Annotated in this window: 28 protein-coding genes; 8 read left to right on the top strand and 20 right to left on the bottom strand. The window is 70.4% G+C overall.

Annotated elements, in window-relative coordinates; all coding sequences use genetic code 11:
- Positions 1 to 30: 30 nt before the first annotated feature.
- A complete protein-coding gene (locus tag ACX80F_RS15505; RefSeq protein WP_459337294.1) occupies positions 31 to 411 on the bottom strand; it encodes a YciI family protein in 381 nt (126 codons plus the stop codon).
- A gap of 28 nt (positions 412 to 439) precedes the next feature.
- The gene (locus tag ACX80F_RS15500) at positions 440 to 847 is read right to left on the bottom strand and encodes a VOC family protein (RefSeq protein ID WP_459337293.1); all 408 of its coding nucleotides are present in this window, start codon (positions 845 to 847) and stop codon (positions 440 to 442) included.
- A 180-nt stretch (positions 848 to 1,027) separates the two neighbouring features.
- Between ACX80F_RS15500 and ACX80F_RS15495 the strand changes: the two genes are divergently transcribed.
- Positions 1,028 to 2,848 (top strand): hypothetical protein, encoded by a 1,821-nt coding sequence (locus tag ACX80F_RS15495; RefSeq protein ID WP_459337292.1) that lies wholly within the window; start codon positions 1,028 to 1,030, stop codon positions 2,846 to 2,848.
- A gap of 68 nt (positions 2,849 to 2,916) precedes the next feature.
- The gene (locus ACX80F_RS15490; RefSeq protein WP_459337291.1) at positions 2,917 to 3,882 is read left to right on the top strand and encodes a quinone oxidoreductase family protein; all 966 of its coding nucleotides are present in this window, start codon (positions 2,917 to 2,919) and stop codon (positions 3,880 to 3,882) included.
- Positions 3,883 to 3,957: 75 nt separating this feature from the next.
- On the opposite strand, the gene ACX80F_RS15485 is transcribed toward ACX80F_RS15490, so the two are convergent.
- Positions 3,958 to 5,640, bottom strand: a complete 1,683-nt coding sequence (locus ACX80F_RS15485; protein WP_459337290.1) for an HNH endonuclease — start codon at positions 5,638 to 5,640, stop codon at positions 3,958 to 3,960.
- 225 nt (positions 5,641 to 5,865) lie between these two features.
- Here ACX80F_RS15485 and ACX80F_RS15480 point away from each other — a divergent pair, with 225 nt between their 5' ends.
- Both ACX80F_RS15480 and ACX80F_RS15475 read left to right on the top strand, forming a co-directional pair.
- Complete coding sequence (locus ACX80F_RS15480; protein ID WP_459337289.1) at positions 5,866 to 6,261, top strand: SRPBCC family protein; 396 nt, start codon at positions 5,866 to 5,868, stop codon at positions 6,259 to 6,261.
- A 547-nt stretch (positions 6,262 to 6,808) separates the two neighbouring features.
- Positions 6,809 to 7,168, top strand: a complete 360-nt coding sequence (locus ACX80F_RS15475; protein WP_459337288.1) for a hypothetical protein — start codon at positions 6,809 to 6,811, stop codon at positions 7,166 to 7,168.
- A 117-nt stretch (positions 7,169 to 7,285) separates the two neighbouring features.
- Here ACX80F_RS15475 and pheT read toward each other — a convergent pair whose 3' ends face one another.
- Positions 7,286 to 9,829, bottom strand: coding sequence for a phenylalanine--tRNA ligase subunit beta (gene pheT / locus ACX80F_RS15470; RefSeq protein WP_459337287.1), 2,544 nt, complete (start codon positions 9,827 to 9,829; stop codon positions 7,286 to 7,288).
- Positions 9,830 to 10,912 (bottom strand): phenylalanine--tRNA ligase subunit alpha, encoded by a 1,083-nt coding sequence (gene pheS / locus ACX80F_RS15465; RefSeq protein ID WP_459337286.1) that lies wholly within the window; start codon positions 10,910 to 10,912, stop codon positions 9,830 to 9,832. It abuts the gene before it with no gap.
- Positions 10,913 to 11,070: 158 nt separating this feature from the next.
- Here pheS and ACX80F_RS15460 point away from each other — a divergent pair, with 158 nt between their 5' ends.
- Positions 11,071 to 11,556 carry an eCIS core domain-containing protein gene (locus ACX80F_RS15460; RefSeq protein ID WP_459337285.1) on the top strand — a complete coding sequence of 162 codons (486 nt, stop codon included), beginning with the start codon at positions 11,071 to 11,073 and terminating at the stop codon, positions 11,554 to 11,556.
- A 6-nt stretch (positions 11,557 to 11,562) separates the two neighbouring features.
- Here ACX80F_RS15460 and pcp read toward each other — a convergent pair whose 3' ends face one another.
- Positions 11,563 to 12,201, bottom strand: coding sequence for a pyroglutamyl-peptidase I (gene pcp, locus ACX80F_RS15455; RefSeq protein ID WP_459337284.1), 639 nt, complete (start codon positions 12,199 to 12,201; stop codon positions 11,563 to 11,565).
- 65 nt (positions 12,202 to 12,266) lie between these two features.
- Here pcp and ACX80F_RS15450 point away from each other — a divergent pair, with 65 nt between their 5' ends.
- Positions 12,267 to 13,322, top strand: coding sequence for an Rv2578c family radical SAM protein (locus ACX80F_RS15450; protein ID WP_459337283.1), 1,056 nt, complete (start codon positions 12,267 to 12,269; stop codon positions 13,320 to 13,322).
- Between the two features lie 11 nt (positions 13,323 to 13,333).
- Here ACX80F_RS15450 and ACX80F_RS15445 read toward each other — a convergent pair whose 3' ends face one another.
- Both ACX80F_RS15445 and ACX80F_RS15440 read right to left on the bottom strand, forming a co-directional pair.
- Complete coding sequence (locus tag ACX80F_RS15445; protein WP_459337282.1) at positions 13,334 to 13,789, bottom strand: NUDIX domain-containing protein; 456 nt, start codon at positions 13,787 to 13,789, stop codon at positions 13,334 to 13,336.
- Positions 13,790 to 13,849: 60 nt separating this feature from the next.
- Positions 13,850 to 14,098 (bottom strand): hypothetical protein, encoded by a 249-nt coding sequence (locus ACX80F_RS15440; RefSeq protein WP_459337281.1) that lies wholly within the window; start codon positions 14,096 to 14,098, stop codon positions 13,850 to 13,852.
- 247 nt (positions 14,099 to 14,345) lie between these two features.
- Between ACX80F_RS15440 and ACX80F_RS15435 the strand changes: the two genes are divergently transcribed.
- Complete coding sequence (locus ACX80F_RS15435) at positions 14,346 to 15,635, top strand: MFS transporter (protein ID WP_459337280.1); 1,290 nt, start codon at positions 14,346 to 14,348, stop codon at positions 15,633 to 15,635.
- On the opposite strand, the gene ACX80F_RS15430 is transcribed toward ACX80F_RS15435, so the two are convergent.
- The 4 genes from ACX80F_RS15430 to infC form a co-directional block, all read right to left on the bottom strand.
- Positions 15,609 to 16,529, bottom strand: a complete 921-nt coding sequence (locus tag ACX80F_RS15430) for a TrmH family RNA methyltransferase (RefSeq protein ID WP_459337279.1) — start codon at positions 16,527 to 16,529, stop codon at positions 15,609 to 15,611. The genes ACX80F_RS15435 and ACX80F_RS15430 overlap by 27 nt on opposite strands.
- Positions 16,530 to 16,574: 45 nt before the next feature.
- A complete protein-coding gene (gene rplT, locus ACX80F_RS15425; RefSeq protein WP_459337278.1) occupies positions 16,575 to 16,964 on the bottom strand; it encodes a 50S ribosomal protein L20 in 390 nt (129 codons plus the stop codon).
- A 94-nt stretch (positions 16,965 to 17,058) separates the two neighbouring features.
- The gene (gene rpmI / locus ACX80F_RS15420) at positions 17,059 to 17,253 is read right to left on the bottom strand and encodes a 50S ribosomal protein L35 (RefSeq protein ID WP_104120869.1); all 195 of its coding nucleotides are present in this window, start codon (positions 17,251 to 17,253) and stop codon (positions 17,059 to 17,061) included.
- 101 nt (positions 17,254 to 17,354) lie between these two features.
- Positions 17,355 to 18,407 carry a translation initiation factor IF-3 gene (infC, locus tag ACX80F_RS15415; protein WP_459337277.1) on the bottom strand — a complete coding sequence of 351 codons (1,053 nt, stop codon included), beginning with the start codon at positions 18,405 to 18,407 and terminating at the stop codon, positions 17,355 to 17,357.
- 470 nt (positions 18,408 to 18,877) lie between these two features.
- Here infC and ACX80F_RS15410 point away from each other — a divergent pair, with 470 nt between their 5' ends.
- The gene (locus ACX80F_RS15410; protein WP_434992936.1) at positions 18,878 to 19,195 is read left to right on the top strand and encodes a DUF1844 domain-containing protein; all 318 of its coding nucleotides are present in this window, start codon (positions 18,878 to 18,880) and stop codon (positions 19,193 to 19,195) included.
- 87 nt (positions 19,196 to 19,282) lie between these two features.
- Here the strand turns inward: ACX80F_RS15410 and ACX80F_RS15405 are convergent, their stop codons facing one another.
- The 8 genes from ACX80F_RS15405 to ACX80F_RS15370 form a co-directional block, all read right to left on the bottom strand.
- The gene (locus tag ACX80F_RS15405; RefSeq protein WP_459337276.1) at positions 19,283 to 20,584 is read right to left on the bottom strand and encodes an MFS transporter; all 1,302 of its coding nucleotides are present in this window, start codon (positions 20,582 to 20,584) and stop codon (positions 19,283 to 19,285) included.
- A 27-nt stretch (positions 20,585 to 20,611) separates the two neighbouring features.
- Positions 20,612 to 21,466: an SseB family protein gene (locus tag ACX80F_RS15400; RefSeq protein WP_459337275.1), complete on the bottom strand. Its 855-nt coding sequence runs from the start codon at positions 21,464 to 21,466 to the stop codon at positions 20,612 to 20,614.
- Positions 21,463 to 22,221, bottom strand: coding sequence for a bifunctional 1-(5-phosphoribosyl)-5-((5-phosphoribosylamino)methylideneamino)imidazole-4-carboxamide isomerase/phosphoribosylanthranilate isomerase PriA (gene priA, locus ACX80F_RS15395; RefSeq protein ID WP_459337274.1), 759 nt, complete (start codon positions 22,219 to 22,221; stop codon positions 21,463 to 21,465). The genes ACX80F_RS15400 and priA overlap by 4 nt, the downstream gene beginning before the upstream one ends.
- Before the next feature lie 58 nt (positions 22,222 to 22,279).
- Entirely contained in the window at positions 22,280 to 22,435 is a 156-nt protein-coding gene (locus ACX80F_RS15390) for a hypothetical protein (protein WP_459337273.1), read from the bottom strand.
- 15 nt (positions 22,436 to 22,450) lie between these two features.
- Positions 22,451 to 23,089 (bottom strand): imidazole glycerol phosphate synthase subunit HisH, encoded by a 639-nt coding sequence (gene hisH, locus ACX80F_RS15385; protein ID WP_459337272.1) that lies wholly within the window; start codon positions 23,087 to 23,089, stop codon positions 22,451 to 22,453.
- The gene (gene hisB, locus ACX80F_RS15380) at positions 23,086 to 23,703 is read right to left on the bottom strand and encodes an imidazoleglycerol-phosphate dehydratase HisB (RefSeq protein ID WP_459337271.1); all 618 of its coding nucleotides are present in this window, start codon (positions 23,701 to 23,703) and stop codon (positions 23,086 to 23,088) included. Before hisB ends, hisH begins: the two co-directional genes overlap by 4 nt.
- Positions 23,704 to 23,822: 119 nt before the next feature.
- Complete coding sequence (locus ACX80F_RS15375; RefSeq protein ID WP_459337270.1) at positions 23,823 to 24,512, bottom strand: DUF2461 family protein; 690 nt, start codon at positions 24,510 to 24,512, stop codon at positions 23,823 to 23,825.
- A gap of 85 nt (positions 24,513 to 24,597) precedes the next feature.
- A complete protein-coding gene (locus tag ACX80F_RS15370; RefSeq protein ID WP_459337269.1) occupies positions 24,598 to 25,692 on the bottom strand; it encodes a histidinol-phosphate transaminase in 1,095 nt (364 codons plus the stop codon).
- Positions 25,693 to 25,827 lie beyond the last annotated feature (135 nt).

The following is a 25,827-nucleotide window of genomic DNA, read 5'->3' as shown; positions in this document are numbered from 1 at the left end:
TACAACATCATCATGCACGCCCGCACATAGTTATGCACTCTTGTCCAGTGGACTACCCGGGCCTCCAGCCGTGACGCCTCCGCTGTGGACGGGGCGGACCTCGACCCCGCCCGTGCTGGTGCGGACCGCCGGGTTCAGGCGTGCGACCGCGACGGCGGCATCGAGGTCCGGGGCATCTACGACATAGAAGCCGGCGACGAACTGGTCGGCCTGCACGAAGGGACCCGCCTCGGTGCCATCCCGTCGGATGGACACCGCCTGGGCACGGGGAGTCAGGGCGTAGGCCAGTGACATGGTTCCGGCGGCTGAGAGGTCCCGGGCATGCTGGTCGTTCTCCTCGAGTTCCGCCGCTGCTGCATCCAGCGCATGCAGGGAGTCGTCGGCGTAGATGAGAATGGCGAATTGCGGCATGGGTCGTCCTCTCGTGGCGGTCGGTTGCTCAGCTCTGGGTCTGGGGTTCGTAGCCGATGAGCCAGCGGAGGCCGTGGCGGTCGGTGACCTGGCCGTCCGAGGCGCCCCAGGGCTTCGAGGTCAGCGGGTCGATCCGCGATCCGCCCTCGCACAGCCTGTCGAACCAGGTGTGGAGGACCTCGGGATCGGCGGTGCCCAGCAGCGACAGCATGAGGCCCTCGAACCGGACGGTCGGCTCTCCTGCTGCCGCATCGGATCCTGCGAGGGCGACGACGCCGTCGAGTACGCCGTGGGCGACGGCCTCGGGCGGGCCGTCGGTGCGGCCGAACGCCTCGTAGGAGTGCAAGGTCAGCTCGCCCCCGAAGACATCAGCGTAGAAGCCCAGGGCCTCCCGGGCGGTCCCGGGAAAGCTGAGGTAGACGAGGGGTGCAGTCATGGTGAGCATTCCTGACGTTCGGCAATGGATTCGGTCCTGTTTGCGAACAGTACTTCGTCGACGGCGGGCATCCCGGGTGTGTCGACGGCGCGTCACCGTGTCTCGGTGCCCGGGCCCAGTAGCATCTGCCGTGCAGACCACATGGGGTGAATATCGGTTTCAGTGGGGGACGAGGCTCGCATGGACGGGAACGATCAGGGTGAGCGCGCAGCCATGGTGGAACGGCTGGGTGCAACGGCTCGTGCTGACGCCGCGGACAGCGCGAAAGGGCACCAGGAGCTCGAGTATGCCTTGACGTTCCTCGGGGAGCTTGACCTCCGCACGCTGCGCGAGCTGGAGAACGAACTGGCTCGACCCGACAGCATGATCTCCACACCCCGACCCGGCTGGGGCACTGTAGGCCTCGCTGCTTTCCTTGGACGTCATTATGCAGCCGCGGTGCCCGCCTCCCGCTACCACCCAAGGACTCCTGTTCCCGTCCTGCGGAACGATGTGCTGGACACCCTGGTCTTCCGGGAAATCCGGATCGCCCACGGCGACACGATGTTCGACCGGTGCGTGAGGGGCGTCAAGGACGCACTGGGGTTGCCTGCGGACGCGAGTCTCGCCGAATCGGGCTTCCTCGAGTACGGGGTGGAGAACGTGTTTCTGCTGCTGGATATCGCGGCGTCCCTGGCGCCCGTGCAGCTGCACAGGACCTCGGCCCATATCACCCCGTCCATGGGCTACTCCGGGATCGACGCGTATGCAGACGCGCTCGACGCCTGTCACTTCATGAGTGCCCGTCTCGCGGCGTACCTCCTGAGGAGGCGGCCCAGCTCCGAGAAATTCGTCGTCCTGGCCGCACGCGGGCGATTGAACACTTTCGGGATCTCACCCACCGATATCGACAGCACCCGCTTGCGGACTGAACTCGTGAAGCTGCGGCACACCCTGCCCGCGATCAGCGCCCCTTTCGCCTCGTGGGGACCCGTCGACGGGGATGGCCGACGTCGTCCACCTGAGTCTGCGGGCAAGAAGGACGAGGCGCGATCGGCGTTCGTCGTGTCCAGGTTCTCCGGCGCCCCCAGAACCGCCGGTGAAGAGTTCGAACAGCGGCTGACCCGCAGGGGCTGGGCCATGCGGACAAGGGGCCATCGAACAGCGCTCACTGCGGGCGGTGCCGTCGTCGGCGTGATGTTCTTCTGGTCCTCAGCAGTGGTGGCGTCGCAGGGTGCGGCATTCAGTGCCGTCGTCCTCGCGGCCTTGCTGGGAATGACCGCGGCGATCGCCCTGGCCCTCCTGCTCGACGCTCGCGCGGAGGCCTTCTTCCGGTCGGCACGCGCAATGAGCAACCACACGGTCCTTCAAGGGCGCCGGGATGCGCAGTTCCTGGCAGCACTGCGTCAGGTGCGCCCGGACATGTTCACCCGCTCCCGGCATGCGGGCCTTCCTCGGCTGGTCACGTGGGTGGCGGAACGCGATGGAGTCGTGCTCCTCGGAGCAGGAACCCGCCCAAGGACCGCGGCGGCGTTCCACTGGATGCACATCCGGAGGATCACCGCACCAGACGAGCCTTCCACCACGGGTGGCCGGTCGGCCCACCGGGTGGCCTTCGTTGTGCGCCGAGATGATCAGGAAGTCGTCCTCGGCTTTCCGCTCGAGCGGGCGAAGGTGTCCTGGACCAGCCACAGCTACCTGACGAACCAACCACTGGAAGCCGTGCTCGCCCTCCTGCAGGGCCTGCACCTGCTCGAGGCACATCGCTTAGTCGGAGCACCAAAGGACGGTATCGGAGGGGGTGCCCGTGGCCCTGCCGGTCTGATGGCCGGCGCGGAAGAGGATGGGGGCGCCTCGCCCGAACTCGAGGCGATCGACTGGGAGTTCCGGGCCCGCCCGCCGCTCACGCTGCCTGACGCGACCGCAGCTCAGCGGGAGCAAATCCTGCTGGGAGTTGTCATCGTCCTGGCATTGATTGGGTGCCTGCTTGCACCCTTCCTGGTGTCGCCAGCCCTAGGCTGAGTCCTCACCTGGGTTCACTCGGACTCGCCGCCGAATAGCATGAGGGAACGCCACCGAAAGGAACCACCATGCCGTCAGCCATCGTCGTCACCGCACCGGGCGGTCCGGACGTCCTCACCCTCGAGACCGTCGACCGCCCCACCGCCGGCCCGGGCCAGCTACTGGTGAGGGTCGCCGCAGCCGGGGTGAACTTCATCGAGACGTACCAGCGCAGCGGAGCGTACGCCGTCGACCACCCGTTCACCCCCGGAGCCGAGGCGGCCGGAACCGTGGAGATGCTCGGCGAGGATGTGACGGGCTTCGCCGTCGGCGACCGTGTCGCGTTCGCGGAGGGGACGGGGACCTACGCGGAGTACGCCGTCGTGGATGCGGAGCGGGCGCTGCCGGTCCCCGACGGCGTGGAGCTGGAGACCGCGGCCGCGCTCCCCCTGCAGGGCATGACCGCTCACTACCTGATCAACTCCACCTTCCCGGTCCGGCCCGAGCACGTGGTGCTCGTCCATGCAGGTGCGGGCGGCGTGGGGCTGCTGCTCATCCAGTTGCTCAAGGCCAAGGGCGCCCGGGTGATCACCACGGTGTCGACGCCGGAGAAGGAGGAGCTCGCACGTGTCGCCGGCGCCGACGAGGTGCTCCGCTATGAGGGATTCGCCGACGCCGTGAAGACCCTGACGGAGGGGGTCGGGGTGGACGTCGTGTTCGACGGCGTGGGCCGGGCGACGTTCGACGATTCGCTGCGCTCGCTGCGGATCCGCGGCACCCTCGTGCTGTTCGGCGCGGCGTCAGGCGCTGTGCCCCCGCTGGACCTGCAGCGCCTCAACAGCGGTGGCTCGCTCTTCGTGACCCGACCGACGCTCGCGCATCATCTGCTCTCTGCCGAGGAGCGCCGCTGGCGGTCGGAAGAGCTTTTCGGCGCTGTCGCGGCCGGCCAGCTCGACGTCCGCATCGGCGCCCGATACGCGCTCGCCGACGCCGCCCGCGCGCATGAGGACCTCCAGGCCCGGCGCACCACGGGCAAAGTGCTTCTCGTTCCCTGAGTCCTGCTCGTCGACAGGTTGGTGGCGGGTTGCGCAGTCGTTCGCACCGGTAGGTCACGTCGATCTGCCGGGAGGTCAGGCGTAGAGCAGTTCGGCGCGTCGGCTCCGTCGCGCGGAGGGATACGCGGGTGTGCCCTGATCCTCTGACGCGTGGTCCGGCGCGTGGCTCGGAGATGTGGGCGGGTGCGTTGGGTGGGCGCGGCTGCCGGCCGACTGCTCGTGGTCCCTCCCGTTCGGTCCGTTGCCGGGGAGGGGTGGTGCGGTGGAGTGGTAGGTGTGGCCGGTGGGCGTGCTGATGGCGAGGGCGTGCCTTGCCCCGGATCCGGGGCCGGCACCGGCATTGGGGCTGCTGTCGGGGTCGGGATTGAGGCTGCTGGGTGGTGCTGTGGTTGTCCAGCCGGGGAGTTCCTTGGTGTGGTTGCACGCCTCGCACAGCCCTGCCCCGTTGGACAGACTCGTGGGTCCGTTGGTGTGCCAGGGGATGATGTGGTCGTAGTGCCGGATCGGGGCGTCGCAGTACGGGGTGCGGCAGAGGTGGTCCCGGGCCTGGAGGAAGCGGCACTGCCCGGTGGTGAAGAGCCGGGCCCGGGAGTCGGCGGCGATCAGCTCCCCGGTCCCGGGGGCGGTGTAGAGGCGCCGGAGCCAGACCTGAAACGCTTGCGCGGCTGCGGGATCGGCTGCGGGATTGGCTTCGCTCCCCGACATGTGTCCTGCACCCTGTCCGGGCCGCCCGGTGGGCTGACCGGGTGCGTGCTCCGCCCGGTGCCCTGCCGGCTGCCCGGCCTGCTGTCCGGGGGGCCCTGCGTTCTTCTGGGTGAGGAGGTCTCGGGCCCAGCCGGCGGGGACGATCCCGTAGCCCGGCAGTCGGGCCGGTTCGCTCTCGCCCTGGAACAGGGTCCGGTCGGTCATGATCAGCTGCACCTCGATGCGGGAGAACCCACCCGGGGTCCCGGTGGTCCGCTCCACGAGGGCGTCGGCCATCAACTGGCCCCGGCTCCGGGTATCACCTTTAGCGCGCTCCATGTCGGCGTGCCGGGTGAGCTCCGCGTGCACCGCCACCCCCTGCGCGACCGGGAGCAGGGCGGTCAGGTACGTCATGGTGTCCGGGGCCGGGCGCAGACTCACATGCCGGTCCGCCGCCGCCCGGCGCGCCCGCTCGGTCACCGACCGCGGATCCCGGCGATACGCCGCCGCCCGCACCGCGGCGACCAGTGCCCGGTCCCCGGCGCCGTCGAACGTCCCCGCATCCACTGCCACCTCGTCGTCGACCGCGCACCGGTCCGCCGCTGACAGGCACGCCGTCTCCCGGACCATGAGGGTCGCCCGCCACTCATTCAACCGTCCCGCCTCCAGGGCTGCCATTGTGTGGGGCATTTCCGTGACCAGTGCCCGGGCCAGGCCGAGGAGCCGGCCACCGCGTGCTGGGGACTCGCGGCGGGCGAGGGCGATCTGCGCGGCCACCCCACGCCCCCGCTCAACGGCCGGGACACCAGCCTGCGCCTGCGCTTGGCGCCGGACCAGATCGAACGCCACCGCAGCCCGCGCCTGCCGGCCCGCGATCGCGGACTTCAACTCCTCCAGGGCACGCAGCTCATCGATCAATGAAGCATCATCCGCCGACATGGGCAGGGAGCCCATCGCGTCGATCAGCTCCCGCACACAGCCAACCCTCACCTGACCGGCCGGAACCGCACCCGGCCCCGCAGAACCACCGCTGACGGTGACCACTTCGGGAGGAGCGTTCCGGCTGCTGTCCATACTGAATTCTCCCAACCACCACCGACATTATCGGGGTCGATACGAGCCGCTGTCCGTGCGGACTGGCCACGGTGACAACGTCATGTCGGCAGACTCGGTGTGGTCAGGGAGCGCAACCTCAAAGCCGATGCGCGTAGGAGAATTCCTGTGCACATACTCACGGGAAGATGCACCGTGAAGGGCGGCCGCGCTTGATTGCCGACCGCGGTATGGCATGATGCCGCCATGCGGAGCCATCATGTGAGTCGAGTGATCGCCGCGGCGCCCGATGTCGTGTACGACTACGCGTCGAATGTCGCGAACCTTCCACAGTGGGCGGTCGGTCTCGCTCAGACCGACGTGATTCGCGACGGCGACACACTCCTCGTGGAGTCGCCGATGGGCAGCGTGTCGGTTCGTTTCGTAGAACGAAATCACTTCGGTGTCCTCGACCACGACGTGACGTTGCCGTCCGGAACGGTGGTGACGAACCCGGTCCGCGTGGTGTCTCATCCGGAGGGCGCCGAGGTGGTCTTCACGGTTCGCCAAAGAGAGCTCGACGACGACGAGTTCGCTCGAGACATCGACATCGTCGCAGCCGACCTTGAGCGTCTTGAACGCCGGATCGGTGAACAGACCTAGCGCCCGCCGAGATACTGCTACAACCTCGCTATGAGCGCCCAAAGTCGGTGCTTCTCGGAGAGTACTGCCTCAACAGACCATTCGTGGTCCTGTTGATCTCAGGTCACAGGCGAGGTCTGAAGAACGAAGGTCGTGATTGCACGATCTGTGCGGCGCCCGCCTGTTGCGATTCGGTGCTGATCCCCGCGGAACAGTAGTGTCCCGCATGGTTCCGGCTGATCATGGGGGAATGAGATGGTCTACACGATTGGGAATCGCGCTCCTCACGACGACCTTCGTCGCTGCATGCGCCACTCCTGCGGATCCGGGGAACGAGCCGCTGGAGGCACCCAGCGGCTTTCCCGCCGCTGGGCCGGCAGCCTCACCCGACGCCGATCCTGACACGAGCCCTTCTGGATTCGTCCCTCCTGCGGCGGAGGGTGAAGTAAGGGGCCAGGGCACTGTCCTCCAGGACGGTGAAGCGTTGCCTCGGTTCTGCCTCGGCGGGGTGCAGGAGTCCTATCCGCCGCAGTGCACCGGACCGGCCCTCGTAGGGTGGAATTGGGACTTGGCGCAGCAGAGGGAGACGGCGTCGGGTGTCACCTGGGGTACGTACGCGGTCACCGGGACCTGGGACGGCATAGCATTCACGCCCACGACGGTGCCGATACCACTGTCACTCTATGACGCCATGCCCTTTGAGGACCCCCTGGCCAACCGGCAGGGCTCCGGCAACCCGCAGGAGCTCGAGCGGATCCTGCAGGACATCTTTGTCGGCTTCGGCGATTACCCGGTCAGCGGGAGCGTCGACCGCGGTTTCGCCGTGGTCACCGTGGTGTACGACGACGGGTCCTTCCAAGCGCTCATGGATGCCAGGTACGGACCCGACGTCGTCGTCGTGCTGTCCGCGCTGCGCCCCGTCACGTGACGAGACGCGTGCTGCACTCGCGGACCGATAGGGAACCACGGGCGATCGACCCCGGAACCAGGAAGGCCCACACCCACGCAGGGAGCGGGCCTTCCGCCAGTCGACATGCAGCAGCGATCAGCGCTGCACGGCACCGTACCGCTCGGCCGCCAGGGCCACCGCGGCGTCACGAGCCGCACTGGCCTCGTCCGCCGTCAGCGTCCGGTCCGGAGCGCGGAAACGCAGGGCGAAGGCGAGGGATTTCCGCCCCTCCGGGATGCCCTGTCCCGTGTAGACGTCGAACAGGCTGACATCCTCGAGGAGCGCTCCGGCACCCTCGCGCAGGGTTTCGAGCACCTCGCCCGCGACCACTGAGGACCCGACGACGAGCGCGACGTCCTGGGTGGCCGGCGGGTACGTGGACAGCGAGCGGGCGACGATCACGTCGGCGGCGGCCTCGAAGAGCAGGTCCGCCGTGATCTCCAGGGCGACCGTGCGCGCGGGGAGGTCCTGCGCGGCGATCAGTTTCGGATGCAGTTCGCCGGCGTAACCCAGCACCTCGCCGCTGCGCAGCGAGAACTCCGCCGTGCGCCCGGGATGGAACGCCTGGTGGCTGCCCTGCCGGACGACGACGTCGACACCGGTGACCTGCGCCATCAGCTGGACGACGTCGACGGCGTCGGCCCAGTCCCAGGCGCGCGGGGCGACACCGGCCGACGGTGCCGCCTCATGGCCCGTGAAGAGCGCGGCCACGACCAGCGGCTGGTGCGGGATCCCGGCGTACAGCCCGTCGAGGACGGCGTCGTCGGGCCTGATGCCCAGCGGTGGGATGGACTCGGAGCCGAGGGCGCCGTCGGGCAGGAAGACCGACCCCGCCTCGAACAGGGCCAGGTCGCGGAAGCCACGCGAGTGGTTCCGCTTCGCCAGCTCCACGAGGCCGGGCAGGATCGACCGGCGCAGGAAGCCCAGTTCGGCGCTGAGCGGGTTCGCGAGCCTCACCGACGCCGGTGCCACGCCCTCGGCGGGTGTGCCGAACACGGTGTTCGACGCCTCGCTGACGAACGGGTAGGAGAGCACTTCCGTGAGCCCCGCCGCCGCGAGGGAATTCAGGAGCCGCCGGCGCTGCTGCTGCACGCGCGTCAGGCCGCGCCCGGGCGGCGCGACGGGCAGGGACGACGGGATGGTGTCGTAGCCGACGAGCCGGATGATCTCCTCGGTCAGGTCCTCACGCGTCTCGAGGTCGCTGCGCCAGCTCGGCGCGGTGACGCGGTAGCCGCCGTCGATCTCCTCGACCGTCGCGCCGAGGTCCGTGAGCGTGCCCCGGATCTCCTCGTCGGTGAACTCGCGTCCGATCAGGCGTGCCGGGAAGTCGGCGGCCAGGTCGATGACCCGCGGGTCCGGTGCCTGCCCGACGTCGGTGACGGCGTCGTCGACCGTTCCTCCGGCGAACTCCAGAAGGAGGTCGACGGCGCGCTGCGCGGCGACGTCCGCGACGCTCCAGTCCACGCCGCGCTCGAAGCGCTTGGATGCCTCGGACGGCAGCCGGTGACGACGCCGGGACCGGCCGATGCTGACGGGGTCGAAGTGGGCGGCCTCGATGAGCACGCTGTCGGTGCCCGCCGAGACCTCCGTGGCGGCGCCGCCCATGACGCCGGCGATGCCGATGGGGCCCGAGGCATCGGTGATGAGGAGGTCCTCGACGTCGAGCGTGCGCTCCTTGTCGTCGAGCGTCCGCAGCGTCTCCCCCGCCGCAGCACGGCGGACCACGATGTCGCCGGAGAGCGTGTCGAGGTCGTAGAAGTGGAGTGGCTGGCCGAGCTCGAGCATCACGTAGTTGGAGATGTCGACGACGAGCGAGATGGAGCGGATGCCGGCGAGGCGCAGCCGCGCGGACATCCACGGCGGCGTCGGGCGCGTGGGGTCGACCCCGCGGACCGTGCGCGCCACGAACCGGTCGCAGCCGGGCGTGCCGTAGACGGGAGCCGCGTCCTCCAGCCGCACCGGGTAGCCCCCGGCCGCGGCCGGCGGGACGACGACGGCGGCCGCCGGGTCGGTGAAGGCCGTCCCGGTGGCGTGCGCGTACTCGCGGGCGGCACCGCGGATGGAGAAGCAGTACCCGCGGTCGGGGGTCACGTTGATCTCCGCGGCCTGGTCGTACAGGCCGAGGAGCTCGAGGGCATCGGTGCCGACCTCGGGGTCGAGCCCCAGGGTCGACAGCACGAGGATACCGTCGTGGTCGTCGCCGATGCCGAGTTCGCGGACGGAGGCGATCATGCCGGCGGACACGTGACCGTAGGTCTTGCGGGGGCTGATGCGGAAGTCGCCCGGCAGCACCGCGCCGGGCAGGGTGACGACCACCTTGTCACCCTCGACGAAGTTGTGGGCGCCGCACACGATGCCCTGCACGCCGGAGGGGTCGATGCCGTCCCCTGTGAGGGTCTGCCCGGCGCCCTCGGGCGCCACACGGACCTCGCACCAGTTGATGGTCTTGCCGTTGGACTGTGGTTCCTTGGCGATGCTGAGGACCTGGCCGACGACGATCGGACCCGTCAGCTCGTCGGTGGGACGGTGGACGTCCTCTTCCTCCAGGCCCACCTTCACCAGGTCGGCCATCACGTCTTCCGCGGTTGCATCCGCAGGCACGGCTGCGTACTCGCGCAGCCAGGACAGTGGGATTCTCACCTAGATCTCCATCCCGAAGTGTTCGCTGAAACGTACGTCGCCCTCGATCATGTCCCGCATGTCGATGACCTCGTTGCGGAACATGAGTGCCCGCTCGATCCCCATGCCGAAGGCGAACCCGGAGTAGACCTCGGGGTCGATGCCGGTGGCACGCAGCACGTTGGGGTTGACCATGCCGCAGCCGCCCCACTCGATCCAGCGCGGGCCGCCCTTGGCGCCGGGGTGCCAGATGTCGAGCTCCGCGCTCGGCTCCGTGAAGGGGAAGAAGTTGGGGCGCAGGCGCACCTTGGCGTCGTCGCCGAAGAGCTGCTGCGTGAAGTGCTCGAGCGTGCCCACGAGATCCGCCATGGTGAGCCCCTTGTCGATGGCGAGGCCCTCGAACTGGTGGAAGACCGGGGTGTGGGTGGCGTCGAGCTCGTCCGTGCGGAACACCTTGCCCGGGCACAGGACGTAGATCGGCAGGTCGCGCTCGAGCATCGAGCGGACCTGGACCGGCGAGGTGTGGGTGCGCAGCACGAGGTGCGCCTCGGGCGGCTCGACGAAGAACGTGTCCTGCATCTCGCGTGCCGGGTGGTCGGGCTTGAAGTTCAGGGCGTCGAAGTTGAACCACTCGGACTCGAGCTCGGGTCCTTCGGCGATCTCCCAGCCCATGCCGACGAAGACGTCGATGACGCGCTCCTGCAGGGTGGACAGCGGGTGCCGGGCACCGGCCCGACGGCGGCGGGGGGCGGCTGTGACGTCCACGGCCTCCTCGACGAGGATCCGCGCGTCGCGCTCGGCCTCGAGCTCGACCGTGCGGGCGGCGAGCGCCTGGTTGATCCGTCCGCGGGCCGGGCCGATGTTCTTGCCGGCCGCCGATTTCTGGTCCTTGGGCAGGGCACCGATGCCCCGATTGGCGAGGCTCAGGGGCGACTTCTCACCGGTGTGCGCGATCCGGACCGCTTTGAGCCCGTCGAGGTCGGCCGCGGCCGCGATGTCGGCGAGCGCGGCGTCGACAGCGGAGGCCACCGACCCGGCATCCAGCGGATCGGGGACCTGGGCATCGCGGCCGGCGGGCCCGGCGTGCTCTGGGATTTCGGCCATGGGGTTGCGTACCTTGCACTCTCGGGACGAGCGGCAGGCCGTGCGCTGGGGCGGGCCATGCCGTGGACAGGAAAACGCCGGGACGCAGCGGGGCGCACCGGCGTCTCAAGTCTAGGCGACGGGTTCAGCGATGGAGCAACAGCCTCTACGATGGCGGCATGAACCGGAGGCTCGTGCCGTTCCTCAACTGGGTCAACCTGTCGACGCCGTGCGGCCTCGCCGTCGCCGCCCTGTCCGGCTGCCGCGTCTCGGCCGGGCCGTACGGCGTCCTGCTCGCGGAGGGCTACCGTCGTCGCCTGCCGAAGGCGCGGGCCTTCACCGTGGGCAGCGTGGTGCTGCTGCGGGGCACCGCACCCCAGGCCCCGTCGCGGGGGTTCCTCCGGCTCCTCGAGCACGAGGCGCGCCACACTCGCCAGTACGCGGCGTGCCTCGGTCTGCCGTTCCTCCCGGCGTATCTCGTCGCGGCGGGCTATTCGCTCCTGCGCACCGGGGACCCCGCCTCACGCAACCTCTTCGAGCGCGGGGCCGGACTCTCCGCGGGCGGCTACCGTGAGCGGCCCGTGCGTCCGCTCGCGGCGTCGGTCGCGGCGTCGGTCAGGGCCACGGCCCGGTCGGGCCGGGTCGGTTCTCGCTCCGGCCGGTGACGCCGGTCAGTGCTCCGCGCCTGCGGTGACCCGCGCGTCGACGGCGGTCTCCGCCGTCGTCACCGCGATCAGTGCGAGGGCCTCGGCCATCGCCTCGACGGCGAGGCCCGGCCGGCCGTGGGCGGCACCCTGCTCAGGGGAGAAGGGCACGTGGACGAACCCACCACGGGTGCCCCGCCGGTCCTCCAGCAGGTCCATGAGCCCGTAGAAGAGGTGGTTGCACACATAGGTGCCCGCGGTCTGCGACACCTCCACCGGGATGCCCAGCCCGGCGACGGCCTCCCGGCAGGCCTTGACCGGCAGGGTGCTGAAGTACGCAGCCGGGCCGGACGCGACGACGGGTTCGTCAATGGGCTGGTTGCCGGCGTTGTCGGGGATGCGGGCGTCGTCGACGTTGATGGCCACGCGTTCCAGCGAAACGCTCCCCCGTCCGCCGGCCTGCCCGACGCACAGGACGATCACCGGCTCGAACTGCGCGAGGGCGTCCTCCAGCACCTCGATGCTCCGGCCGAAGACGCACGGCACCTCGACCGCCACCGCCTCCCGGCCCTGCGCCGTCAGCAGGTCGGCGGCACGCTGCGCTGCGAGCCAGGACGGATTGGTCGATTCTCCCCCGAAGGGTTCGAAGCCGGTCAGCAGGATCATGCATCCAGCCTAGACGCCCGCAGAGCACAGTGACGGAATATTAGTACGCATGTTCTAATAGATCCATGCGATGGGAAGGGCAGAAGATCACCGGCGACGACGACGCGCCCACAGCACCTCCGCTGCTGCCGCTCGCCGGGCTCGTCCGAACAGTGCGAACGCCGGACTTCGCTGGGATCACCTTCCACGAGGTCGCTGCGAAGTCGGTCCTCAACCGGGTTCCGCCCACGTCGTCGATGCCCTTCTCCTGGACCATCAACCCGTTCCGCGGCTGCTCCCACGCCTGCGTGTACTGCTTCGCCCGGAAGACGCACAGCTATCTGAACCTGGACACGGGGCTCGACTTCGACGCGCAGCTCGTCGTCAAGATCAACGCCGCCGAGGTGCTCGCCCGCGAGCTGGGCAAGGCATCCTGGACGCGCGAGCACGTGGCCCTGGGCACCAACACCGATCCGTACCAGCGGGCCGAGGGACGCTACCGGCTCATGCCGGGCATCATCTCCGCGCTCGCGGACTCGGGGACCCCCTTCTCCATCCTGACCAAGGGCACCCTGCTCGCCCGCGACGTCCCCCTCCTCAAGGCGGCGTCGCAGTCGGTCGGCGTGGGCATGGGGATCTCCCTCGCGCTGGTGGATCCGGTGCTCGCCGAGGCCATCGAACCCGGCACACCTGCCCCGAAGGCGCGGCTCGCCCTCATCTCCCGGCTCCGCGAGGCCGGGCTGCCGTGCGGGGTCATGGCGATGCCGATCCTCCCCTGGCTCACCGACGGCGACGAATCGCTCGACCAGCTGTTCGGAGCCCTGGCCGGTGCCGGAGCCACGGGCGTGACCGCGGGCCCACTGCACCTGCGGCCCGGCTCCCGCGAATGGTTCCTGCAGTGGCTCGCCGCGCACCACCCGCTCCTCGTCCCGCGGTACGAGGAGCTCTACCGCGGCGGCAGCTACGCGTCGAAGGAATACCGGGACTGGCTCTCCGGGAGAATCCGGATCTTTCGCCGCAGGCACGGCCTCGTGGCGGGCGCCGGGTTCTTCCGCAACCTGTCGGCGGCGGGACCCCTCGGCGCGGACGCCGTCGTTCCGACCGCCTCGGCCCCTGGTGCCGTGCAGGCATCGCTCTTCTGAGAGGACGCCCGTCAGGAGACGGCGCGGGAAGCGACGGCCGACCGCAGCGCGGTCAGGATGGGCCGATCGGCGGGGATCCAGGGCAGTGCCTCGAGCTCCCCGGGCGGGTTCAGCGGCAACCACCGCACATCGTCGTGGTCCTGCAGCGGCTGCGCCTCACCGACAGTGACCTCGGCCAGCCAGACCCGCATCGCGGCCCGCTCGTTGAGCGGCCACCCCTGGGGTCCGGGCCCGGTGATCTCCGGACCGAGCCGTGCGGTGACGCCGAGCTCCTCCTCGAGCTCCCGCAGGAGGGCGTCCTCGCAGCGCTCCCCCGCCTCCACCTTCCCGCCGGGGAATTCCCACATCCCGGCGAACTGTGGCGGCGCGGACCGTCGGGCGACGAGCAGGCGGGTGGGATGCGCGAGGGAGTCGACGACGGCCGCCCCCACGATCTGGAGGAGCTGGTGCGGAGGTGGTTGCGTCACCCGCCGAGTCTATCGATGACGGCAGGCACGCCGGACCGCGGCACCGTCCGGGAGGAAGGCTCAGCTCTCCTCGGCGGATCCGATCCCGTCTGCCGGCGGGGCCGTACGGCGGTCCGGATCGTCCCCGCGTCGGTACTCCCCGTGCGGACTCACCCCGGGCACCTGCTGCCCGGCATTGAGCTCGGTGGACGTATAGGTCTCCTCCGAGAACTCCGCTGCGCTCCCCGCGTCCGGCTCCTGCGGCAGGTTGATGTCGTCCCGCAGATGCTCGCTCTGCGGCAGGTGGTCGGCATTCGGCGTCCAGCCCATGATTCTCTCCCATCGATCGGTGTCGAGTCGTCGGTCACGTCGACGATCGCCCCACCACCCTGAACCTGCCGACGAGCGCAGCACAAATCGCGCGGCCGGGCGCCGGGCAGTTTGCATTTCGGGGCGGCACCCTGTCGTCGCCTAGGCTGGATGGGACGACGGCGTCCGTGTCGCCGTCCCACTCCCCACCTCGGAGCAGTCCGGCGGCCGATCCTCCCGTTCCCCAGATCCAGCCGCAAGGACACCCATGACCGCTTCCGCTCGCCCGTCGACGTCGAACCGGCTGACCGGCCGCCCGCTCCTCCTCGCCATCGGCGCGCTCGCGGTGGGCGGCTTCGCGATCGGCACCACCGAGTTCACCATCATGGGTCTGCTGGAGGAGATGCGGGCGGATCTCGGCGTGGACTACGCGCAGGGCGGGCACGTCATCTCCGCCTACGCGCTCGGGGTCGTGGTGGGCGCTCCGGTCCTCGCGACCCTCGGCGCGAAGAAACCCCAGCGCGCCGTCGCCCTGGGGCTCATGGGCCTCATCACGCTGGCCAACCTGTCGTCCTTCTTCGCGTCCGGCTTCGGCTGGATGCTCGCGTCACGGTTCCTGTCCGGCCTCCCCCACGGGGCGTACTTCGGCGTCGCCGCCGTCATCGCCGCGTCCCTCGCGGATCCCGCGCGGCGGGGGCGCGCGATCGCCATGGTGATGCTGGGACTCAGCATCGCCAACGTGGTGGGCGTCCCGTTCGCGACCTGGCTGGGCCAGCAGTTCGGCTGGCGCTCGATGTTCCTGCTCGTCGGACTGATCGGGGCGACGACGCTGGTGCTGATCCGCGCTTTCGTCCCGGACATCCCCGTGCGGCCGGGCGCGAGCATCCGCACGGAGCTGGGCGCCCTGCGCCGCCCGCAGCTGTGGATGACACTGCTCGTCGGCATCGTCGGTTTCGGCGGGTTCTTCGCCGTCTACTCGTACATCTCCCCGACCATGACGGAGGTGGCCGGCCTCGACGCCTCGGTGCTGCCCCTCGTCGTCGCGCTGTACGGAATGGGCATGGTGGCCGGCAACATTCTGGGCGGACGTCTCGCGGACAGGTCCATCATGGGCAGCATCTACGGCGTCATGGTGGCCATCGCGGTGGTGCTGCTGCTGTTCCCGCTCGCGGCGACCGTTCCCTGGACGGCCTGCCTCTTCGTCTTCCTGGTCGGCACGAGCGGATCGGCGCTCATCCCGCCCCTGACAGCCCGCCTGCTGGACGTCTCGCCGGGAGCGCCGTCGCTGGCCTCCTCGATGAACCACTCGTCGCTGAACACCGCCAACGCGCTCGGCGCGGCCCTCGGCGGCGCCGTCATCACGGCCGGGTGGGGCTTCACCGCGCCCGCCCTCGTCGGCGCGGTGCTCGCGGTCCTGGGGCTCGGCGTCGCCCTGGTCAGCGGCAGGATGGACAGGCGCGGCACGCAGGATCGTTCGGGAGGCACCGATCCCGGAGCAACCGAGCCGACGGACCAGACGGAGCAGAGCGACTCAGCGGAGCCGCTGCGCGCGGGCTGAGGCGTACAGGCAGACGGTGGCGGCGGTCCCGACGTTGAGGGATTCCGCACTGCCGTAGATGGGCACCGCGACCCGCGCATCGGCTGCGGCGGTGACCTCGGATGGCAGCCCCTGGGCCTCGTTGCCGAACAGCCAGGCTCCGGGTTCCTCGAGGCGTACAGGAGCGGCGTCCGCCCGGTCCTGCGGCGCATCGACCGCGAACCGTCGCCGGGCGCTGGCATCCTGCAGGTCGTCGAGGCTGGTGCTTCCATAGCCGTCGGCCGCGAGGACGGTCATCCCGGCGTCCCTCAGCGCGTCCATGAGCCCGGCGAGCTCGACGCCGAGAACGAGCGGGAGGTGGAACAGCGAGCCGACGGTGGAGCGTACCGTCTTGGGGTTGTAGGGGTCGACGCTGGCGCCGGTCAGGATGACCGCGTCGGCGCCCGCGGAGTCCGCTGCGCGGATGATGGTGCCGGCATTCCCGGGGTCCCGCACCTCCACGAGGACGGCGACGAGGCGTGGCGTGGTGGAGAGGACGTCGGCGAGCGGGACGTCGACGAACCGGCACACCGCGACGAAGCCCTGGGGGGTGACGGTCGACGACATGGCGGCGAGGACGTCGGCGGTCACGAGTCGCACGGCGGGCGCGCCGTCCTGCCCGGAGAGGTGCGCGATGTCGCTGTGCCGGTCGAGCGCGTCGGCGGTCGCGTACACATCGACGACGACGCCGTCCTGCCCTGCAGCGTGACGGGTGAGATGCAGGCGCAGCGCCTCCCGGACCGCCTGGGGGCCTTCGGCCAGGAACTCCCGCCGCCTTAAACGCGACGGACGCCCGGCCAGGCGTGCCACCTCCTTCACCCGGTCAGCATGGGTGTTGGTCATCAGTGGCGCCTGGGGGCGTCCGTTCACAGTCATCGTCGTCCGGTGCGCGGGTTCGACGGCCCGCAGCAGCCGATGCGCCTAGGCCGAGGCCTTGAGCGGCGCCGAGGTGTCCGCCGGGAGGGCGTCCTTGGCGATCTGCACGAGGGCCGCGAACGCTGCGCCGTCGGTGACGGCGAGGTCGGCGAGCATGCGGCGGTCCACCTGGATGTCGGCGGCCTTGAGGCCCTGGATCAGGCGGTTGTAGGTCAGGCCGTTGGCGCGGGAGGCAGCGTTGATGCGCTGGATCCAGAGGCGACGGAAGTCACCCTTGCGCTTGCGGCGGTCGCCGTAGCTGTAGACGAACGAGTGGAGCAGCTGCTCCTTCGCCTTGCGGTACAGGCGCGAGCGCTGGCCGCGGTAACCCTTGGCGCGCTCGAGGATGACCCGACGCTTCTTGTGGGCATTGACTGCCCGCTTCACACGTGCCACGTGCGTACTCCTTCAGTTCTTCTCCGGTCACGGCCGAGCCGTGAGCGCGGCACCGTGGGTGCCGACGCTTTCCCGGGAGGGGGTGGATTGGTGGTTAGACGCCGAGCATCTTCTTGATGGTCTTGGTGTCGGCCTTCGAGACGATCTTGTCGCCGGCGAGACGCCGCGTCACGGTCGAGGACTTGTGCTCGAGGTAATGGCGGCGGTTGGCCTGCTGGCGCTTGAGCTTGCCGCTACCGGTGAGCTTGAAGCGCTTCTTGGCGCCACTGTGGGTCTTCATCTTCGGCATGGGAACCGATCTCCTTTGGATAGCCGGGGCGGATGCACCCGGAGTTCGGCACCCGGGGGTGCCTGCTGGTGTGTCGTGTCCGAAGGGACAGGGCCGCGGCCCTAGTCCGTGCTTCCGGGCTTGGGGCGGCTGGTCGGGCTCTTGGGAGGAGCCGTCCGTCCGGCGGGCTTGGGGGTTGCCGGCGGCCTGGGCGCTCCGGGCTTCGGCATGGCCATGGGCTTGGCGGCCACGGCCGGCTTCGGCGCTAGCGCCGGCTCCGGTGCGGCTGCCGGGGGGGCGTCCCCGGTCCTGGCCGCCGGGGCGGAGGAGCGGCTGGGCGCGGGCCGTTCGGCCGCCGGCCTCGACGACGTCGACCGCGGTGCCGACGAGGTGGAACGCGGTGCCTGACGGGCAGGTGCGGCCTGGCGGGCAGGTGCGGCCTGGACGGGCGCAGCCTCGGTGGCCGCCGGAGCAGCCTCCTGCGCGGGAGCCTCGGGGGCTTCCTGCGCGGGAGCCTTCGCCGGCTCCGGCTCGCTCCGGATCTCGTAACCCTCGGGCAGCAGGTCCGCGAGGGACTGCGTCAGCGGCGCACCGCTGGACCCGGAGGTGTCGACCCGCTTGGGCTCGCCACCGGACTTCGCGACCTCGTTGGCGGCCTTCGCCTCGGCACGCTGGGTCTCCCGGCGGGCCTCCGCCTTGGCCTCGGCCTTGTTCTTCGTGGGACCGATCACCATGACCATGTTGCGTCCGTCGATGCGCGGCGAGGACTCGACGATGCCGACCTCGGCCACGTCGTCCGCGAACTTCTGCAGCAGGCGGATGCCCATCTCGGGTCGCTGCTGCTCACGTCCGCGGAACTGGATCATGGCCTTGACCTTGTCGCCGGCGCCGAGGAAGCGCATGGCATGCCCGCGCTTGGTCTCGTAGTCGTGCGTATCGATCTTGAGGCGGAAGCGGATCTCCTTCAGGACCGTGTTGGTCTGGTTCTTCCGCGCCTCGCGGGCCTTGACGGCCGCTTCGTACTTGTACTTACCAAAATCCATGAGCTTGGCAACCGGGGGCTTCGCCTGCGGTGCTACCTCGACAAGATCCAGGTCGGATTCGGCGGCAAGTCGGAGTGCGTCCTCGATACGGACGATTCCTACCTGTTCGCCGGCAGGTCCGACCAACCGCACCTCGGGAACGCGGATACGATCATTGATTCTTGGCTCGCTAATGTGTGACTCCTGGGGATTCTCGAGCTGAAAACCGCCTGCAGACGAAAGAAGGCCTCCCATCGCATGCGCAATCGGAGGCCTCGACGACCGGTCATCGACGATCGGTGGGAGCCTGAGCTCCCTGCGCGATCACCGCCAGGACCGACCAGGAACCCGGCTACCTGCAATGCGACCTGAGGTCGCACCAGGCAAACGCGGGTGGGAGAGGACTCCGCTTGCATACCGGCACGTCAGCCTGCGCGAAGAGCACAGCGGCTAACAGCGACCGGTTGGTCTATGCCAAGCTTACCAGTATGAACACGCCACACGACAACCCGCAGCACACGCCCCCCGACGCAGCAGCTGCCACCTCGCGCCGCAGCTTCTCCGAGGAGCAGGACCACGGCTTCGATGCGTCGGCCGAGGCCGAGCAGGGCGTCCGCCAGCAGATGCGGGACATCTCCGAGGTCGCCGCGGTGGAAGTCATCGTGACCTCGGCGGTGCATCTCATGAGCGCTGCTGCCGTCAAGTGCGGCCTCGGCCACGAGGAGAACGCCGAGCAGCTCAAGGACCTCGACGAGGCCCGGAAGCTGATCACCGCGCTGGCCGGCTTCGTCACGGCGGCAGCTCCCGAGATCGGCTCGCAGCACGCAGGGCCGTTGCGTGACGGGCTCCGCTCGCTACAGCTTGCCTTCCGTGAGGCCTCGATCATCCCGGATGCACCCGGGCAGGGGCCCGGCGAGAAGTACACGGGTCCCGTCAACTGACCCCTCCCCCGGCTGCCAGGTCCGGGACGGCCCGCACCCACCCGGGTGCGGGCCGTCCGCGTTGTGGGGCATGCGCGCGCCGCCCGGCTAGCGGGTGGCGTCGGCGGTGGCCGGCGTCGTCGTCCGGCTGCCCAGGTCGCGTGCCAGGAAACCGGCGACCCCGATGATCGCCCCGACCACACTCACCGCGGTGAAGCCGCCCCAGGGGCCGACGGCATCGATGAGGAGCCCTGCGACCGGCGCTCCGAGAGCGACGCCGGAGGTCAGCGCGGAACCGTACCAGCCCATCGCCTCGCCGCGCCGGTCCTCGGCCACGAGGTCCGCGACCTTCTCGGAGGCGGCGGAGAGGACGGGCGCGCAGAGCAGGCCGGCCGGGATCGACAGCAGGGCCAGGGACAGCGTGGTCTCGGCGAACCCCATGGGGAGCGTCAGTACGGCCATGCCCAGCAGCAGGAGCGACGGAGGGATCGGCCGGTGCAGGGCGCCGTAGACGAGACCGCCGACCACCGACGCGGCGCACCACGCCACGAACACGAGACCGAGCTGGCTCTCGTTCCCCGTCTGCTCGAGCGCGGCGACGATGCCCACCTCGGATCCCGAGAGGAGGAGCCCGGCACCGGCGGCTGTGACCATGACCATGACCAGCGGGACGGTCAGCCAGGGAAGTACCCGGCGCACTCCCCTGCGCAGCGTCGAGGCAGAGCGGCGCGCCTGCGGGCCGGCGTCCCCGGCGCCGATGAGGTCGGCCGCGGCCTCGTTGATGCCGGCCGGCGCGGAGGCGGCGACCGTGACGGCGTCCGGCAGCTGATCGGACCGCGTCGGAGGGTTGAACCACATGAGGAACAGGCCCGCCGAGGCGGTGGCGATCCCCACCAGGGTCAGGCCGAGCACCGTGGACACCTGGGTGGCCAGCACCACGCCTACCGCGGGACCGGCCATGAAGACGACCTCGGTGGTGATGGCGTCGAGCGTGAAGGCGGTACGCCGCCGGTCCCCGTCCACGAGCACGCCGAGCGCCTGGCGGATCACGGAGAAGGCGGGCAGGGTGAAGAGACCGCCGACCAGCGCCGCGACGAGCAGCCACTGGTAGGACAGGTGCGGCGCCACGGACCAGATGACGGCCTCCGCGACGATGGAGGGGACGAGTGCGCGGCGCAGTCCTGCGCTGTCGATCCGCCGGCCGCGCCATGGCGCACCGACGGCGATACCGATCGTGACGACGGCGGCGACGGCGCCGGCTTCCGCGTAGCCACGATCGAGGGTCTGGACCACGTGCAGGGTGAGCAGCACTCCGGCGGCCGAATGCGGGAAGCGGGCGATCATCCCGACGAGGAGCAGCCTCCGGACGGAGCGGATGCGCAGCAGGTCCCGGTATACGGCGAAGTTCACGTTCCGTCTTTCTGGCCGACGACCCCGTCAGCGGGTGAGTTTGATGTCGAGCGAGTCGACGCGGTCCACGAAGCCGGTGAGCTCCAGGAGCTTCCCGCGGAAGGACGCGACGGCGTCGCGCACCCCCTCGGGCGACAGCCCCGGGCGGAGCTGGAGATCCATCCGGAGTTCGGGGCCCGGCCCCCCACCGGAGGCAATGCTACCGGTGGCCGTCCGCGTCAGCACCCCGCCCGCCGGGCGCAGGCCCACCGCGAGGATGTCCTTCTCCTGGCCGGCCGCCTTCTCGACGAGCGACGCCAGTACGGGGTCCTCGTAGGACGGCGTCCACGGGACCTGCTGCGCCAGGGACCACATGGCCGGGCGACGCAGGACGAACGTGAGGTCGGCCCCCGGGTCGAGCACCATCAGCTGCGCATCCTCGGCGGCGGCCGCGAGGGCTGCCCGCGACGCGTACGCCGCGACGGGCCGCGCCTCGCGGTGCCAGCGGGCCAACGCCGCGGTCGAGGAGAAGACCGGGAGGGCCTTCCGGCCGTCCGGTGCCGCGAGGGTGACGAGCGCCATCTCGGCTTCCTTGTCGGCGTGCAGCCCGGTGGCGGCCTCCGCCTGTTCGCTGAGCCGGGCGACGATCGGGATGAACACCCGGGCCGTGGTGAGGGCACCGAACACGGCGCGCTCGGCATCGCCCGGCCGGCCGGCGGAGCCCAGGAGCCCTGCCAGCGACGCGACGAGACCGGGATCGGCCGCGCCGTCGTCGTCGTCGAAGGCGTGCAGTGGATTCTCCGGACCGGTCAGGTCGCGGCCCGCCCACGGCTGCCCGGCGGAGTCGGTCGTGTTGCCGGCGAGAGCCGCGGCGATGTGGGCCGGGAGCTGCCGGCCGCTCACGCGTCCGAGGCGGGCAGCCCTGCCACGTCCAGGGCCTGCGGCAGGGTGAAGGCCCCGGCGTAGAGGGCCTTGCCGACGATCGCGCCCTCGAGCCCGAGGGGCACGAGGTCGCGGAGGGCGGCGATGTCATCGAGACTGGAGATGCCGCCCGAGGCGACGACGGGACGCGAGGTCTTCGCGAGCACGTCCCTCAGGAGGGCGAGGTTCGGGCCCTTGAGCGTGCCGTCCTTCGTCACGTCCGTCACGACGTAGCGCGCGCAGCCGGCATCCTCCAGGCGCTGGAGGACCTCCCACAGGTCGCCGCCCTCCTCGGTCCAGCCGCGCGCCGCGAGCGTGGTCCCCCGGACGTCGAGCCCGACGGCGATGGCGTCCCCGTACCGGGCGATCACCCGCTCCGTCCACTCGGGGTCCTCGAGCGCCGCGGTGCCGAGATTGACGCGCGTCGCTCCCAGCTCGAGCGCGGCCTCCAGCGACGCGTCGTTGCGGATCCCACCGGAGAGCTCCACCTTGATCTCGAGGTCCCTGACGACGCGCTCGAGCAGCTCCCTGTTGGACCCGCGGCCGAAGGCGGCGTCGAGATCCACGAGGTGCACCCACTCGGCGCCGGCGTCCTGCCAGGCGCGGGCGGCGTCCACCGGATCGCCGTAGCCGGTCTCGCTGCCCGCCTCGCCCTGGACCAGACGGACGGCCTGACCGTCGGCGACGTCGACGGCGGGAAGGAGCTCGAGGGTGGGCGATTCGGTGAAGGGGCTCATGGTCTGCTTTCGTACGGGCGGCGGGGCCGCGGGGAGGTTGGATGGGTGCGGGGCGGGGTCAGCCGGGCAGCGTGAACAGGTAGGCGGCCAGGAGCGCCAGGCCGGCGAGGACGAGGAACGCGATCCAGACCCAGCGCGGGAAGTCCTGGCCGCGCAGGGAGAAGGCGCCGCCGATGAGGAGGCCGGCGACGCCCATGAGCACGAGGCTCAGCATCGGTTCACCACCGGATCAGCGCAGACCGTCGATCCAGTTGCGCAGGAGCTGGGCTCCCGCATCACCGGACTTCTCGGGGTGGAACTGGGTGGCGCTGAGCGGTCCGTTCTCGACGGCGGCGATGAACCGTCCGCCGTGGTCGGACCAGGTGACCTGCGGCGGCTTCATGGCGGGCTGGGTGACGTCGAAGGACCAGTCCTGCACCCCGTAGGAGTGCACGAAGTAGAACCGCTCGTCGGCGAGGCCGTCGAACAGGACGGTGTCCTCCGGCGGCTCCACGGTGTTCCAGCCCATGTGCGGCACGACGTCGGCCTTGAGCCGCTCGACGGTGCCCGGCCACTCACCCATCCCGGGCGTGCGCACGCCGTGCTCCACGCCCTCGTCGAACAGCACCTGCAGGCCCACGCAGATTCCCAGCACGGGACGGCCGCCCGCGACCCGACGCCCGATCATCCGCAGGGCGTCGACGTCCTTCAGGCCCTTCATGACGGCGGCGAACGCACCGACACCGGGGACGAGCAGGCCGTCGGCGTTCAGGACGTCGTCGGGCTTGGCACTGAGGACGACGTCGGCACCCACGTGCTCGAGGGCGCGCACCACGGAACGGACGTTGCCGGATCCGTAATCGAGGACCGTGACGGTGCGCGCGCTCATAGCGCTCCCTTCGTGGAGGGGATCCCCTCGACCCGGGGGTCCGGTTCGACCGCTGCGCGGAGGGCGCGGGCCAGGGCCTTGAACTGGGCTTCCACGATATGGTGCGGATCGCGCCCGCCGAGAACGGTGACGTGGAGGCAGATCTGGGCGTGCAGGGCGATCGCCTCGAACACGTGGCGCGTGAGCGACCCCGTGAAGTGCCCACCGATGAGGTGGTACTCCTGGCCTGCGGGTTCCCCGCCGTGCACGAGGAACGGACGCCCGGAGATGTCGACGACGGCATTGGCGAGCGCCTCGTCGAGCGGGACGGTCGCCTCGCCGAAGCGCCGGATGCCGGCCTTCGTGCCGAGGGCGATGCGCAGGGCCTCTCCGATCGCGATGGCCGTGTCCTCCACCGTGTGGTGGACGTCGATGTGCGTGTCCCCGGAGGATGCGATGGTCAAATCGATGAGCGAATGCTTCGACAGCGCGGTGAGCATGTGGTCGTAGAACGGCACGGTGGTGTCGATCGACGACGCCCCGGTGCCGTCGAGGTCGAGCTCCACGAGGACCTTGGACTCGCTCGTGACGCGCTCTATACGGGCCGTACGGCCGCGGGCGGCATCAACAGTCATAGCATCTTCCTTCTGTGCGCGTTCTTCAGGCGCGGATGGACGTGGACCAGGACGGACGGCGCGAGCCACCCGGCGGTCCTGCCCTTCAATTCTAGATGTACGCGCCCGGCAGGTTCACGTCAGTGCGCTCCGATGCCGCGACGCGGGCCGAACCGCTGCTCCGCGGTGAGTGCGGATGGTCCCACGTAGGTGGCGAGCCACTCGTGCAGCGGCGCGGGTTCGCGCAGGAGCTCGTCGATGGCTGACGCGGCGGAGTCGACGTCCACCCATGCGGGCCGGCGCACGCGGTGGTTGACCTCGAGGCCCTTCCATCGGAGCAGATCGGCGCGGGGATGGCCTGCCGGGTAGCCCCGCGGAACGCGCTTGAGCGGTTCCGCACGCCCGGGGCGGACCATCATGCCCCTGGTGGTGACTGCGCCGACCGCGGCGATCAGGGCCGCTCCCGAGACGTCGTCGGCCACCGCGGCCCTGAAGGCGGCGAGCTGGTCCGCTGCGGGGAACGGCAGGCCGGTGGCGACCAGCAGGCCGAGGCTGCTCACGCGGAGGAACGCACCCACCCCGTCCGGTCGCTCCGCGACGGCGCCGATGAAGGTCTTGTACGGCGGGCTGTCCGCACGGAAACGGACGTCGTTGTGGGGGCGGTAGATCCGCCAGTCCGAGAAGACCGTCAGGGCCGCGCACACGGCGGTGAAGACGGGCCGGATGCCGACGTCGTACAGCTTGCGCTGGCGGGCCCAGAACTCGCGCGTGTTGTCCGCCTCCAGTCGGGCGAAGAACGACTGCGCCTCATCGAAGATCGGACGATCCATGCGAGTCATGATGGGCGATGCGCCCGGGCGGCGCAAGATCCGTCGGACCCGTCCCCGGCGCCCTCGGCAGGCCGGCGGTCGGGGGTCAGAGCAGCGCTGCCAGCGCCCTCAGGAACGCCGTCGTCTCGTCCTCCGTGCCCGCGGTGACCCTCAGGGAACCGGGGATGCCGACATCGCGGACAAGGACGCCCGCGGCGAGGAGGCCCTGCCAGACGCGGTGCGGATCCTCGAGGCCCGAGAAGAGGACGAAGTTCGAATCCGAGGGGGCCGGCGAGAGCCCGAGCGCCTCGAGCTCCCGCACGATGCGGTCCCGCTGCACCTTGATCGCCTCGACGTTCGCCAGAAGCGTGTCCGCGTGCGTGAGGGCCGCGTTCGCGACCGCTTGGGTGACGGCGGAGAGGTGGTACGGCAGCCGGACGAGCCGCAGGGCGTCGGTGATCTCCGGCGCGGCCGCGAGGTAGCCGAGCCTCGCCCCGGCCAGGGCGAAGGCCTTGCTCATGGTCCGTGACACGAGCAGGCGCGGGCGGCCCGGAAGAAGGGTGAGGGCGCTCGCGGTGCCCTCGTGCGCGAACTCGCCGTAGGCCTCGTCCACGATGATGATCGCGCGCGCATCCTCGCCGGCCTCGTAGGCCGCCTCGACGACATCGAGGCCGAGCGCCGTGCCGGTCGGATTGTTCGGCGAGCACAGGAACACGATGTTCGCCCCCGATGCGCGGACCGCATGGGCCGTGTCCTCCGGCGTCATGGTGTAGTCGGCACCCCGGGGGGCCGTGACGTAGCGCGTGCCCGTCCCGCTCGCGAGCAGCGGGTACATCGAATAGGTCGGCGGGAAGCCGACGGCCGTGCGTCCGGGGCCCCCGAAGGCCTGGAGAACCTGCTGGAGCACTTCGTTGGAGCCGTTGGCGGCCCACAGCTGCTCCGGCGTCAGCCCGTGCCCGAGGTAGTTCGCGAGATTCTTCCGCAGTTCGGTGAATTCGCGGTCGGGGTAGCGGTTGAGGCCCCGGGTCGCCGTCGCGACCGCCTCCACGATGGCCGCGTGCACGTCGGCCGGCACGCCGTGGGTGTTCTCGTTGACGTTGAGGAGGATGGGAACATCCAGCTGCGGGGCGCCGTACGGGTGCAGCCCGACGAGGTCGTCCCGCAGGGGCAGATTGGCAAGGGCTTCGACGGAGGAGGACACCACTTCAGGTTAAGGGATGCCGTCGTGCACGGGCGAACGATCGGCAGGATCCACCGTCGTGCGGGGGGGGGGGGGGGGGGGGAGGTGTCTGCCCCCCCCCGGTAGGTCCCACCCCGCCTTTCCCTCCCCTCACCC

Source organism: Arthrobacter sp. TMS2-4 (genome assembly GCF_054511075.1).
The sequence above is the reverse complement of the archived record's forward strand: the minus strand, read 5'-3'. Positions and strand labels throughout refer to the sequence as shown.

Excerpts from the sequence above, each read along its gene's own strand:
- ACX80F_RS15505 (WP_459337294.1), bottom strand. The coding sequence starts at position 411 with ATGCCGCAATTCGCCATTCTCATCTACGCCGACGACTCCCTGCATGCG.
- ACX80F_RS15500 (WP_459337293.1), bottom strand. The coding sequence starts at position 847 with ATGACTGCACCCCTCGTCTACCTCAGCTTTCCCGGGACCGCCCGGGAG.
- ACX80F_RS15495 (WP_459337292.1), top strand. The coding sequence starts at position 1,028 with ATGGACGGGAACGATCAGGGTGAGCGCGCAGCCATGGTGGAACGGCTG.
- ACX80F_RS15490 (WP_459337291.1), top strand. The coding sequence starts at position 2,917 with ATGCCGTCAGCCATCGTCGTCACCGCACCGGGCGGTCCGGACGTCCTC.
- ACX80F_RS15485 (WP_459337290.1), bottom strand. The coding sequence starts at position 5,640 with ATGGACAGCAGCCGGAACGCTCCTCCCGAAGTGGTCACCGTCAGCGGT.
- ACX80F_RS15480 (WP_459337289.1), top strand. The coding sequence starts at position 5,866 with ATGCGGAGCCATCATGTGAGTCGAGTGATCGCCGCGGCGCCCGATGTC.
- pheS (WP_459337286.1), bottom strand. The coding sequence starts at position 10,912 with ATGGCCGAAATCCCAGAGCACGCCGGGCCCGCCGGCCGCGATGCCCAG.
- ACX80F_RS15460 (WP_459337285.1), top strand. The coding sequence starts at position 11,071 with ATGAACCGGAGGCTCGTGCCGTTCCTCAACTGGGTCAACCTGTCGACG.
- pcp (WP_459337284.1), bottom strand. The coding sequence starts at position 12,201 with ATGATCCTGCTGACCGGCTTCGAACCCTTCGGGGGAGAATCGACCAAT.
- ACX80F_RS15450 (WP_459337283.1), top strand. The coding sequence starts at position 12,267 with ATGCGATGGGAAGGGCAGAAGATCACCGGCGACGACGACGCGCCCACA.
- ACX80F_RS15440 (WP_459337281.1), bottom strand. The coding sequence starts at position 14,098 with ATGGGCTGGACGCCGAATGCCGACCACCTGCCGCAGAGCGAGCATCTG.
- ACX80F_RS15435 (WP_459337280.1), top strand. The coding sequence starts at position 14,346 with ATGACCGCTTCCGCTCGCCCGTCGACGTCGAACCGGCTGACCGGCCGC.
- ACX80F_RS15430 (WP_459337279.1), bottom strand. The coding sequence starts at position 16,529 with ATGACTGTGAACGGACGCCCCCAGGCGCCACTGATGACCAACACCCAT.
- rpmI (WP_104120869.1), bottom strand. The coding sequence starts at position 17,253 with ATGCCGAAGATGAAGACCCACAGTGGCGCCAAGAAGCGCTTCAAGCTC.
- ACX80F_RS15410 (WP_434992936.1), top strand. The coding sequence starts at position 18,878 with ATGCGGGACATCTCCGAGGTCGCCGCGGTGGAAGTCATCGTGACCTCG.
- priA (WP_459337274.1), bottom strand. The coding sequence starts at position 22,221 with ATGAGCCCCTTCACCGAATCGCCCACCCTCGAGCTCCTTCCCGCCGTC.
- ACX80F_RS15390 (WP_459337273.1), bottom strand. The coding sequence starts at position 22,435 with ATGCTGAGCCTCGTGCTCATGGGCGTCGCCGGCCTCCTCATCGGCGGC.
- hisH (WP_459337272.1), bottom strand. The coding sequence starts at position 23,089 with ATGAGCGCGCGCACCGTCACGGTCCTCGATTACGGATCCGGCAACGTC.
- hisB (WP_459337271.1), bottom strand. The coding sequence starts at position 23,703 with ATGACTGTTGATGCCGCCCGCGGCCGTACGGCCCGTATAGAGCGCGTC.
- ACX80F_RS15375 (WP_459337270.1), bottom strand. The coding sequence starts at position 24,512 with ATGGATCGTCCGATCTTCGATGAGGCGCAGTCGTTCTTCGCCCGACTG.